Here is an 11,963-nt window from a genome sequence, read left to right as displayed (position 1 = left end):
GCGCGGGGGCGGGCGGCCCGGCGAACCTGCGCGCCGTGCTGGCCGGGCAGCTGCCCGAGCACATGGTCCCCGACACGTTCGTCGACGTCGCCGAGCTGCCGCTGACCGCGGCCGGCAAGATCGACCGGCGCGCGCTCGCCGCGGCCGGCCCACCCGCCGCCATCGACCAACCCCGCACGGGAGGGAACTCCATGACCACAGACCAGATCACGGCGCCGGTCGAGCCGACCGGCCCGTCAGAACCCGTCGAGCCCGTCGGGTTCGACGAGCTGGCCCGCCTGGTCGAGGCCGCCCAGGACGGTCCGGGCGCACACGCGCTGGTGCGCTCGTTCGCCTCGAACCCCGCCTTCCGCCCGGCCGAATGGGAGGAGCTGACCACCGAGAACGACCCGTACCGCCGCCCGGTCCGGCCCGCCGACCTGGCCTGGCTGGACTACGGCACCGTGCTGGGACCGGACGACACGCTGAAGCTCTCGGGCCTGCTCGGCCACCGGATGCTGCGCAACAGCTACGACGCGGACCTGCTGCACCTGCCGCCGAACCGGAACGCGGCGGCCGATCGCGACGGCGCGGACTTCTACGGCGCGGGCAACCGGCTGCGCGGCACGCTCGCCCAGCCGGTCCTGGAACGCCACCTGTTCTCGTTCCTGACGCCCCAGCGCCCGTCCCTGCCGGCCGGCCCGTCGGTCGACGGGGTGCGGGGCCACCTGCGCGGCTACTGGGAGGAACGCCGGGACCGTCCGGGGGAGGCGTTCGCGGTGCTCAGCGACACCCGCGACCGCCGCGAGGCGACGACGTTCGCGCTGCTGCAGCTCTGCGCGTTCCTGCCCGCGGCCCGCACGGCGACCGCCCGCGCGTCGCTCGGCGAGTACGACCCCGCCCACGCCCCCGCCCGGGAACTGCTGCTCGACGACTACCGGCGCTGGGTGGCGGACTCGTCGGCGTGGACGACGCTGCTCGCCGCGGCCGGGCTCACCCCCACCGTCGGGGCGTACTGGCAGCTCTACCTGAACACCTCCCTGGCCCGCGGCAACCATCTCCACCTGCTGTCGCGCTCGCCGCACCGGCACGCGGAACTGCTCGGCGCGTTCGTGCACCAGCGCATCGACGACGCGGTCGTGGCCACCGCCTGGGCGGACGCGGTCGAGGACGGCCTCGGCGAGCGGCCGGCCCTGTTCACCGCGCGACCGCCGACGGTGACCGCGGACACCCTGGACGACCTGGTCGACACGCTGCTCACCCCGCTGGTCGCGCTGTCCGGCGAGGCGGCCCTGACCGCGTTCCATGCCGGCTTCTCCGACGCCGCCGAACTCGCCCGCCGGTGGGACCGCGACCTCGCCGCGCAGATCGCCTGGGCGGACTCGATCGAGGAGTACAAGGCGAAGGCGCGGGCGATCGACGCCTACCTCACGACCGAGGGGATCGAGGTCGACCTGGACACGTTCGTCGAGTCGTGCGACGAGACGTCGACGACGCACGTCCATGACGAACACCGACTGGTCATGATCGAGTCGGGGGACATGCACTTCTGGAACAACGTCACCCACAAGATCGCGTTGAGCGACGGCGACAAGATTCTCATTCCCAAGTCGCGGCTGCACGGATCCACGGTGCTGTCCGGATCGTGCACCTACCACCAGCCGATCATCCCGGACGACATGTACCTGAAGTTCTGAGCCCGCGCCGGTCGGGCGACGCCGCCCGCGCCCCCGACCCCGGCGCGACCGGGGCGGCTACCCGCCGCTGCTGGATTCGGAGCGGGCCAGCCGCCGCCGGACCCGGTCGCGGATGTCCTCCGGGAGGAGAGCCGTGATGCCGCCGAGCGCGGGTAGCTCGTCGGGGTCGGTCATGACCGCCCGGAAGACCTGTCCGACGGTGATCCCGTGACCGGGTCGGTGCAGAACCGTGACCGGGTCCCCGGCGGCGACCGCGCCTTCGGTCAGCACCCGCAGGTACGCGCCGGGCGTACCGCGCCGGGAAAAGCGCGCAATGAGATCGGGGACATCCCAGAACCCGGCGAAGACGCGGCACGGGGTACGGGGCGCGGTCACCTGGACCACGGCGGACCCGACGGCCCAGATCTCGCCGATCCGCGCGCCGGTGACGTCCATCCCCGCCGAGGTCAGGTTCTCACCGAAGCTACCGGGAGGAATATCGCGGTCGAGGAGACTCGACCACCACGAGAAATCCTCGTGCGCGAACACGTACACGGCCCGGTCGACGCCGCCGTGAAACGTCAGGTCACAAATGGTGTCTCCGCGCAGGCCGACCCGGCCGACGTGCACCGGCCCCTCGACGGGACGCTTGTCAATCCCGCTGCGCCCCTGCCGACCGGTCCACGCGTCGGTCCGGACCACGGCGACGTTGACAGTAAGGACACATCCCATCAGGGGCCACTATCCCATGGTCGAGCGGAAGCGCGGGAATTCCGTCGGCGGTCCGGGCGCCCCACTGCTATCGTCCGCGCACGTCGCACCCCCAATTCTAGCGGACCCGCCGCGTCCGGCCGCGCCCGACGGGTTGCCAGCCGGACGGACCGGACAGCGTGAAAGCAGGACAGGAAGCAGACGTCCGCGGCGCTGCACTACAATTCGGCCTGCCAGGTTGGGGGGTCGGGTGCGGAGCGTGCCGCGGTTTCAGGCCCGGCGCGATGTCGTTCCCGCGCTGGTCGCCGAGGTGCAGCGGGCCGTCCGTGCGGGCGCCTCAGGCGTCCCAGACGTCCCAGGCATCGATGTGGGCGTCCCGGGTGTGCCGGGCGTGCCGGGCGTGCCGGGCGTCGATGCGGGCGGCTCGGGCTCCGCGGCGTCGACCGCGGTCGTCCTCACGGCCCCGTCGGGTGCCGGCAAGTCCCACCTGCTGCGGGCCGCCGCCGAGCGGCTCACCGTGCCGGTCCGCATCGCCGCGGCCGAGGAGGTGGCCGCGGCTCGGCCGTTCGCGTTGGCCGCGGACCTGCTCGGGGTGGACCGTCCCGGCCGGCTGCCGCCGGACTTCGCCGACGCCCTGATGGCGGCGCTGGACGCCGAGATCGCCCGCGGCCCGGTCGTGCTGATGGTCGACGACCTGCAGTTCGCCGACGCGGAATCGCTGACGATCCTCGCCCAGATCGTGGCGCTGGGCGGCGACGCCGCGGTCTTCCTGGTGGGCAGCCGCCGTCCGCAGCCGCACCATGACCTGCTGGCGCGGTTGCTCGCGCAGCGGGGAGTCAGCGAGTGGGCGCTGCCCGGTCTGGACGCGATCGATCTCGACCTGCTGGTCCACGACGTCACCGGGGGGCTGGCCCGGTGACCGGCTGCGCACGGTCCTGCTGCCCGTCGCCGGCAGCGCCCTGCATGTCGTGGCCCTGCTCGAGGCGCTCACGCGGACCGGGGCGGTCACCGGGACCGACGTGATCGAACTGGCCGGCCCCTCGTCCCCGCCGGTGCCGTCGCTGGACGAGACGATCGCCGAGCGCGTCGCGGACCTACGCGGCGACGATCTGGACGTGGCCCGCGCGGTGGCCGTCCTGGGGCCGAGCGAGCCGGAACGGGTCGCCAGCCTGCTGGAGGTGTCGCCGATCGCCCTGCTGGGACCGGTGCAGCGGCTGGTCACTGCCGGCCTGCTCGAGGAACGCGGAGACCTGCTTCGCTTCGTCCACGACGCCTACCGGACGGCGGTCTACGAGGCGACGCCTGGTGCACTGCGCCGCCTGCTGCACACGGCCGCCGCCCGGCAGCTTCCCGCCCCCGACCGCCCGCGGCACCTGATCGCCTCGGCGTCGGCGGCGGGCGTCGTCCTCGACGCCGTGCACGACACCGGCGTCGAGCTCGATGCTGCCCCGGGGGTGACCGCGGATCTGCTCGCGGCGGCGGCCCGACTACCCGACCCGGACCGCCGGGCGGCGACGCTCGCCGTGACCCGTGCCCGCGCGCTGGCCCGGTCCGGGCAGATGGCCCGAGCGGCCGCGGTGGCCGGCGACGCCGTCGCGCGCACCGACGACCCCGCCGTGCTCTCGGAACTGCGCCGGGTACAGATCTTCGCCCTGTCCACCGGGGCCCGGGTCGGTGCGGCCCTCGACCTGGTCCGGGCCACCCTGGCGGACCCGCTGCCCGAGCGCGCACGGCAGGTCCTGACCGAGCACCGTGACCTGCTCACCCTGCTCGGTGGCCGCGACCCGGTCCCCGCCGACCCGGTCGGCGCGGCGCTGGGCGCCGTGACCGTCAACGGCCAGGTCGCCGAGGCTCTCGGGCTCGGCCTGGTCCTCTCGCCGATCAACACCGATGCGCTGAGCCGGGTCACCGCCGCGCAACGTCCGCAGGCATCCGGCCTCGTTCAGACGGTCCGGCAACTGGGCGGCACGCTCGGGGTGGCTGTGATCGGATCGGTGATCCTCGCCCGACAGAGCCCGCACCCCGCACCCGGACGTGTCGTGCAGGACACGGCGCACGCCATGACCGCCGGCTTCTGGGTCGCGGTCGCCGTGTTCGCGGCCGGCCTGCTCGCCGGCTCGACCCTGCTGCCCCGCCGTGCCCGGCGGGCCGCTCGGCGGACCGGCTCATCGGCGGCGCTCGCCGGCTGACCAGTCGCGTAGCGGTCCGGGAGGACCGTCGCGGTGGACCTGGTCGGTGGGCGGACAACGGGGGTATTTTGCGCCGTCGGACGTGCGCGGGGCTTGTTCGATGACCGTGGGGCGGAAAGGATTCGTGGAACTCGGCGGGGCTGTCCGCCCGGTGTTTCGTCGTGGAGGAGGAGACACGTGTCCACGGCAGTTCTGACGGTGACGAGCGAGGCCGGCGAGGTGATCGTGCCCGCGGGGCGACCGCGGTTCATCATCGGCCGAGCGCGCAACGCGGACCATGTGATCGCGGACGGTCGGGTCTCCCGGCAGCATCTGATGATCGAGGCGACGGATCGTGGCTGGGCCGTGCGGGATGTCAGCTCCAACGGCACCTGGTTCGACGGCAGCCGGATGCTGAACACGGTCGAGGTCCGCGGCGAGGCGCGGTTCCGGCTGGGCACGTCGACGGGCCCCGAGGTTGTCCTGCGCGCCGAGGGCCCCGCGCAGGGGTCCGCACCGGTTGACCCTCATGGCGGGGGCGCGGACATGCAGACCATGCTGCCCAACCAGACCGGTTACCTCCCGCCGCGCACGTCGAACCAGGTCCCCCGGCCGCCCCGCCCCGAAGACCAGGCCGCCGGCCGCCGCGCAACTCCCGTCGGCGTCACCCCAGTCGGCGTCACCCCGGGCGGCGTCACCCCGGGCGGTGTCATCCCTGCGGGTGTCACCCCGGGCGGGGTCACCCCTGTCGGCGTCATCCCTGTCGGGGCAGCTCCTGTCGGCGCTGCCCCGGGCGGCGCCGACCCCGACCAGGCCGAGCGCGGCGGACACACCCGACTGGACCGTGAACACGAGCGCGGTACCACCTACTCGCTGCGCCCGGGGACGATGACGATCGGTCGCGCCCGTGACAACGACATCGTCATCGCCGACCTGCTGGCCTCCCGCCACCACGCCTCGCTGACCGTCAGTGGCCCGACTGCCGGCGCCTCGATCGTCGGCGCCTCGATCGTCGACGGCCCGATCGTCGACGGCCCGATCGTCGACGGCCCGAACGTGGACCTCGTCGACCTGGAGTCCGCCAACGGGACGTTCGTCGACGGTCGCCGCATCGAGCGCGCGAAGGTCGAGCAGGGCGCCATCATCGCCATCGGCCACCACGTCTTCCAGCTCGAGGGCAACCTGCTCGTCGAGTACCTCGACTCCGGCGACGTCAGCTTCGAAGCCGAGCACCTCAACGTGTGGGCCGGCGAGAAGCAGCTCCTGCACGACATGACCTTCCGGCTGCCCGGCCGGGCGCTGCTCGGCGTCGTCGGCCCGTCGGGCGCCGGAAAGTCGACGCTGCTCAATGCGCTGACCGGTTTCCGGCCGGCCGACAAGGGCACCGTCCGCTACGCCGGCCGGGACCTCTACACCGAGTACGACGAGCTGCGCCGCCGGATCGGCTACGTCCCGCAGGACGACATCCTGCACACCTCGCTGAGCGTGCGTAAGGCGTTGGAGTTCGGCGCCAAGCTGCGGTTCCCACCGGACGTGACGGAGTCGGAGCGGACCAGGCGAATCGACGAGGTCCTCGCCGAGCTGAACCTCACCCCGCACGCGGGCACGACCGTCGCCAGGCTGTCCGGCGGCCAGCGCAAACGGGTCTCCGTGGCGCTGGAGCTGCTCACCCGGCCCACGCTGCTGTACCTCGACGAACCGACCTCGGGTCTCGACCCGGGCATGGACCTGCAGGTCATGCAGTCGCTGCGTACGCTCGCCGACGACGGCCGCACGGTCATCGTCGTCACGCACTCGGTGGCGCAGCTCGACCTGTGCGACTACGTCCTGGTGCTTGCGCCGGGCGGCTACGTCGCCTACTTCGGCCCACCGCAGGACGCCCTGCCGTTCTTCGGTGAACAGGGCTATCCGTGGGTCTTCCTGCGCCTGCAGGAGAACGCCGGCGCCGACTCGGCGGCGCGTTTCCGCCAGTCCCGGCACTACGTGCCGGCGTCGGTGACGGCGCCGTCAGCCCGTCCCGCCCGGGAGGAGCTGCCGAGTATCCGGCAGCAGTCGGTGCTCTCCCAGCTGGTGACGCTGAGCAGACGGACGTTGTCGGTCATCGCGTCCGACAAGGGTTACCTGCGCCTCGCGATCGCGTTCCCGTTCGTGCTGGGCGTGATCCCACGGGCGATCAGCGGAAACTTCGCTGACACCCACGACAGGTTCACGCCGAACTCGGACGGGCCCACCATCTTCCTGATCATGGTGCTGTGCGCCTGCTTCATGGGCATGTCGAACTCGGTACGCGAGATCGTCAAGGAACGGGCGATCTATCAGCGGGAACGCGCGATCGGCCTGTCGAGAGGCGCGTACGTCGGCTCGAAGGTCGGCGTGCTGTTCATCATCACCGTCCTGCAGGTGATCCCGTTCACGCTCATCGGCCTCGTCTTCCGGCAGCCACCGGGCCACCTGATGCTCGGCGACTCGCTGCTGGAATGCATGCTTGCGGTGTTCGTGGTGGCCTTTGCCTCCGGCATGGTCGGACTGGTGATCTCGGCGCTGGTGGACAACGCCGACAAGACGATGCCGTTGCTGGTCATCGTCACGATGGTGCAGTTGGTGTTCTCCGCCGGCATCGTGCCGATCGGGGGGAAGACGGGCCTGGAGCAGGTCGCCGTCGTCTCGCCAGCCAGGTGGGGCTTCGCGGCGATGGCCGCGGACGCCGACTTCAACACGATCACCCGGGCCGGCGTCCAGCGGCCGAAGACCGTCAACGGCCAGCCCGTCGCCGGCCAGACCGTGGCGGTCAACCCGCGTGCGCCCGAGCCGGACAGGCTGTTCGAGCACACGAAACGGCAGTACGCCGTCGACGTCGGCGCCGGGATCGTGGTCACGGTGGTCTACATCGGCATCACGTACATGCTGCTCCGCCGCCTGGACCCGAAGACGGGCCGGAAGCGAAGGTCGGCCGCGGAGACTGCCGATTACTCGAGGTGACGGTGCGCGAGGCGCGCGATCGTCGTCGCGGCCCCGCCCAGCCGGTTGGGCGGGCCGCCCGTTCGGGTGGCGATCTCGGAATTCAGGGGTTCGGCCCGCCGGCCGGCCGTCATAGCTGATCTGATCGTCCGCGGCGCTCGTCCCAGGCGGCGTTGAGAACCTCGTTGCCCGTTCCGCAGCCTGGAACCCGCTGGTGGCGGCCCATGGGCCGATCCGAAAAAGGATGGCGGCCGCTTCGGCCGAGGGCGGGCCGGAGCGGCAATAGGACGTTGTGCGCCTGGCCCGGGTGCCGGAGTTCCTCCGAAGGTGGGACGTCAGGCAGGGTCGTGGCAACCGGCGCGTGGATAACGTGACCAGCGCCGGCAGGTTTATCAGCCGGTGCGCCGAGCCGCGCGGCCCGGGGCCGTCTATCCGTCGGGCCCGTCCCCGCCGACGGTAACGACACATTCATTGTGGGCTGCCCGGCGGCGGTCGTGACACCCGTCGCCGGGACCGCGCGCGCCACCGCCGGCAGCGGCAACACGATCGGGAGTGGAATGTGACACTCGTGCACGATACGCCGGCCGGGCATTCTGACCCACCGGTCGCGGAGGCCCCGCCCAAGGTCGTGAGGAGCCTGCTGCAGTACCTGCGGACGACGTCGCACAAGGACATCGCGGTGATGTACTTCATCGTCTCGCTGCTGTTCTTCGCGTTCGCCGGGGTGCTGGCGATGTTCATGCGGGCCGAGCTCACCCGACCGGGCCTGCAGTACATGTCGAACGAGCAGTACAACCAGTTGTTCACGATGCACGGCACGCTGATGCTGCTGATGTTCGCGACACCGATCGCGTTCGCGTTCGCGAACTACCTGGTGCCGCTGCAGATCGGCTCGCCGGACGTGGCCTTCCCACGGCTGAATGCGTTGTCGTTCTGGTTCTGGCTGTTCGGCAGCCTGACGGTCACCGCGGGCTTCCTCACGCCGAACGGTGCCGCCTCCTTCGGGTGGTTCGCCTACGCGCCGCTGTCGAACGCCGCCTACTCGCCGGGCGTCGGCAGTGACCTGTGGGTGGTGGGCCTGACCGTCTCCGGCCTGGGCACCATCCTGGGCGCGGTCAACTTCATCACGACGATCCTGTGCCTGCGGGCGCCCGGCATGACGATGTTCCGGCTGCCGATCTTCTGCTGGAACCTGCTGGTGACCTCGATCCTGGTGCTGATCGCCTTCCCGGTGCTCGCGGCCGCGCTGATCGCCCTGGAGGCCGACCGCCGGTTCGGCTCGCATGTCTTCGACGCCAGCAACGGTGGCGCCATCCTCTGGCAGCACCTGTTCTGGTTCTTCGGGCATCCCGAGGTGTACATCATCGCGCTGCCGTTCTTCGGGATGATCACCGAGATCATCCCGGTGTTCTCCCGCAAGCCGCTGTTCGGCTACAAGGGGCTGGTCTACGCGACCATCGGCATCGGGGCGCTGGCGATCGCCGTGTGGGCACATCACATGTACGTCACCGGCGCGGCGCTGCTTCCGTTCTTCGCCTTCCTGACCTTTCTCATCGCGGTGCCGACCGGGGTCAAGTTCTTCAACTGGATCGGCACGATGTGGCACGGCCAGATCAGCTTCGAGGCGCCGATGCTGTTCGCCGTCGGCTTCCTGGTGACGTTCCTGTTCGGTGGCCTGACCGGTGTTCTGCTGGCCAGCCCGCCGATCGACTTCCACGTCTCGGACAGCTACTTCGTCGTCGGCCACTTCCACTACGTCGTCGCCGGTCTGTTGTTCGCCGGCTTCGGTGGGGTGTACTTCTGGTTCCCGAAGGTCACCGGCCGGATGATGAACGAGCGGCTGGCGAAGATCCATTTCTGGACGATGTTCTTCGGTTTCCACGGAACCTTCCTGGTGGATCACTGGCTCGGCGTCCGGGGCATGCCGCGCCGATACGCCGACTACAGCGCGGCCGACGGCTTCACCACGCTTAACACCATCGCCACCGCGGGCAGCTTCGTGCTTGCGCTGTCGACGCTGCCGTTCCTGTACAACCTGTGGTCGTCGTACCGGAAGGGCCCGATCGTCACGGTGGACGACCCGTGGGGCTACGGCAACTCGTTGGAATGGGCGACGTCCTGCCCGCCGCCGCGGCACAACTTCAAGACCCTGCCGCGGATCCGCTCCGAGCGCCCCGCCTTCGACCTGCACTACCCGCAGGTCGTCGGCCTGGTCGACTACCACGCGACGCCAGAGCTCGGCGACGCGCGCACGCAGCTCCCACGCCGCAAGGAATAGGAACCACGCGCACATGTGCCACCGAACCGCCCCGGCTTCCTGTGAACCCGGGGCGGTTCAGTTTTCGCCCCTCAGCGCCAGTCGCCAGTGCCAGCCGCCGGGACCGGCAGGCCCGCAGGTAGGGCTCGTTCATCACCTCCGCCAGCCGGCGCACGCACAGGATCTTCGACTGAGGCAATGTATGGGAGGGTTTCGGGACGGACGGTGCGTCGGGGACACTGGCCAGGCCGGTCCGGACGATGGCCGGTGTCGATCGCCCCGCCCTTGGGAGGCCCCGCGTGAATCGGTCCGAACTGACTGAGCTGATCGTCACCAACCGGCGCCGCAAGGCGTTGAGCTGGGCGTCGATCGCCGAGGCGGTGGGCCGGAGCAAGGAGTGGGTCACCGCCGGGTGCCTGGGTCAGATGTCGTTCGACGAGACCGAGGCGGCCACGCTCATCGAGCTGCTCGACCTGCCAGCCGAGGCGGCCGTGCTCCTCACCGAGCCGCCCTACCGCGGCTCGCTGCCGACGGACGTCCCGACCGACCCGCTGATCTATCGTTTCCACGAGCTGGTGTCGGTGTACGGGACGACCTTCAAGGAGCTGATCGGAGAGGAGTTCGGCGACGGCATCATGAGCGCGATCGACTTCAGGATGAACATCGAGCGCGAGCCTGACCCGGCCGGTGATCGGGTGAACATCACGATGAGCGGAAAGTTCCTCCCCTACCGCCGCTACTGACAGCGCTCGACCGGTCGTGGTCGGCCGGTGCTTCCGGCGGTTCCGCGGAACCGCGCCCCGCGGCGACTGGGCCAACTCGGGGTCTGCGTCAGCATGGCCCGCCGGCGGGGGGTGTAACCCTGCCGTCTATCTGTACGGGTGAGGCCAGAGATCGGCGACGATGGCGAGCTGTGAGGCGGTGGCGACCGGTGGCGGGTGGTCGGGCCCGGATCCGACGACGCACCCTGACGGACGAGGAGGCGGTCGGGGGCGGCGACGGCTTCGCATCGGGCGACGGTCGTGACGGCGGCGGCCTGGGCGGCGCCGGTCGCCGAGCCGGAACCGGAACCGGAACCGGAACCGGTGTCGGTGTCCGAGCCGGGGTCGGCAGCGGAGCCGGAACCGGTGTCGGCGTGTTCTCGCGTCCTGATCCGCCGCGGTTGCGGGTGGTGTCCGATGACGTCTATCCCGGCTGGGAGGAGATCTATCGCGACAACGTGGAGCGGGTGTACAGGATCATGTTCGCGAAGGTGGGGAACCGCCCGGACGCCGAGGATCTGACGGCCGAGGTGTTCATGGCGGCGCTGCGTCCCCTGCGGGTGTCGGCTAGCGTCGGTGAGGTGCGGGCGTACCTGGTCGCGACGGCCCGGACGGTGCTCGCCGCGCACTGGCGGCGAACCCTGGGCGTCGCCGTCACGACGCTCGACGAGGACTCCGCCCAGACGATGTTCACCACCGTTGGCGCCCCGGCCGGCCCGGCGCTGGACAACCCTGCTCGCGCGGAGGCGATCCTCGCCGCGCTGCCCGACCGGTACGCCCGCATCCTGCGGCTGCGGTTCCTGGAGGCGTGCACGCTGCGGGAGGCCGCCGACGAACTCGGGATCACGGTCGGGAACGCGAAGGTCCTCCAGCACCGCGCGCTGCGCCAGGCGGCCCGGCTCGGCGACGAGATGACCCCGTGAGCGGGCGAGGACTGCGCCGGTTCGTCGAGGACCTGATCGGCCACCGGCGGCCCAGACGGTTCGACGCGGACCCGCAGGACGCCGCCGCCCTGCGCGCGGCGATCACGCTGCGGGCCGCCCGACCCGGCAGCGACGTGCCGAACGAGGAGTTCGTTGCCCGGCTGCACCAGCGTCTCGCCGACCAGGCCCTTGCCGACCAGGCCCTTGCCGACCAGGCCAGCTCCCACGATGCCGCCCCAGGTTGGGCCGCGACAGGCAGGACAGCCTCGGACTGGACCGCGGCAGGCAGGGCAGCCTCGGATCGGGCCGCCTCAGACCGGGTTGCGCCAGACCGGGTTGGGCCAGACCGGGTTGGGCCAGATCGGGCAGCCTCAGACCGGGCCGCGTCAGGCACGGCGCCCGGCGGTGGGGTGGGCGCGGGGCGCCGGCGTGGTACGCGGCGTCGGTTCGTCCAGGTCACTTCGCTCGCGGCCGGCTCGGCGGCGGTCGGGGCCGGGGTGGATCGGGCCGTCGGCGAGCGCGGACCGGGC

General features: G+C 71.4%; 8 protein-coding genes and 1 pseudogene. 8 read left to right on the top strand and 1 reads right to left on the bottom strand.

What is annotated here, in order from left to right; all coding sequences use genetic code 11:
* The coding region (locus ND748_RS15455; RefSeq protein WP_374215932.1) for a peptide synthetase at positions 1-1,676 on the top strand (1,676 nt) is incomplete at its 5' end.
* Positions 1,677-1,733: 57 nt separating this feature from the next.
* Here the strand turns inward: ND748_RS15455 and ND748_RS15450 are convergent.
* Entirely contained in the window at positions 1,734-2,387 is a 654-nt protein-coding gene (locus ND748_RS15450; RefSeq protein ID WP_285902166.1) for an MOSC domain-containing protein, read from the bottom strand.
* Between the two features lie 238 nt (positions 2,388-2,625).
* Here ND748_RS15450 and ND748_RS15445 point away from each other — a divergent pair, with 238 nt between their 5' ends.
* From ND748_RS15445 to ND748_RS15415, 7 genes and pseudogenes are all read left to right on the top strand, one after another.
* The gene (locus tag ND748_RS15445; protein WP_251746504.1) at positions 2,626-3,285 is read left to right on the top strand and encodes an ATP-binding protein; all 660 of its coding nucleotides are present in this window, start codon (positions 2,626-2,628) and stop codon (positions 3,283-3,285) included.
* Positions 3,286-3,334: 49 nt separating this feature from the next.
* The gene (locus tag ND748_RS15440; protein WP_251746503.1) at positions 3,335-4,555 is read left to right on the top strand and encodes a hypothetical protein; all 1,221 of its coding nucleotides are present in this window, start codon (positions 3,335-3,337) and stop codon (positions 4,553-4,555) included.
* A gap of 177 nt (positions 4,556-4,732) precedes the next feature.
* Positions 4,733-7,513 (top strand): ATP-binding cassette domain-containing protein, encoded by a 2,781-nt coding sequence (locus ND748_RS15435; protein WP_251746502.1) that lies wholly within the window; start codon positions 4,733-4,735, stop codon positions 7,511-7,513.
* Positions 7,514-8,051: 538 nt separating this feature from the next.
* Positions 8,052-9,770, top strand: a complete 1,719-nt coding sequence (ctaD, locus tag ND748_RS15430; protein WP_251746501.1) for a cytochrome c oxidase subunit I — start codon at positions 8,052-8,054, stop codon at positions 9,768-9,770.
* 278 nt (positions 9,771-10,048) lie between these two features.
* Positions 10,049-10,492 (top strand): cyanase, encoded by a 444-nt coding sequence (gene cynS, locus ND748_RS15425; RefSeq protein ID WP_251746500.1) that lies wholly within the window; start codon positions 10,049-10,051, stop codon positions 10,490-10,492.
* A 425-nt stretch (positions 10,493-10,917) separates the two neighbouring features.
* Positions 10,918-11,433: an RNA polymerase sigma factor gene (locus ND748_RS15420; protein ID WP_374215931.1), complete on the top strand. Its 516-nt coding sequence runs from the start codon at positions 10,918-10,920 to the stop codon at positions 11,431-11,433.
* Positions 11,430-11,963, top strand: a pseudogene (locus ND748_RS15415) (hypothetical protein); the annotation flags it as partial. The gene ND748_RS15420 and the pseudogene ND748_RS15415, both read left to right, overlap by 4 nt.

Origin of the sequence: Frankia sp. AiPs1 (assembly GCF_023716945.1) — a bacterium.
GTDB lineage: Bacteria > Actinomycetota > Actinomycetes > Frankiales > Frankiaceae > Frankia.
The sequence above is the reverse complement of the archived record's forward strand: the minus strand, read 5'-3'. Positions and strand labels throughout refer to the sequence as shown.

What these genes read in the sequence shown, in the direction of transcription:
- ND748_RS15450 (WP_285902166.1), bottom strand. Translation starts at nt 2,387, where the DNA reads ATGGGATGTGTCCTTACTGTCAACGTCGCCGTGGTCCGGACCGACGCG.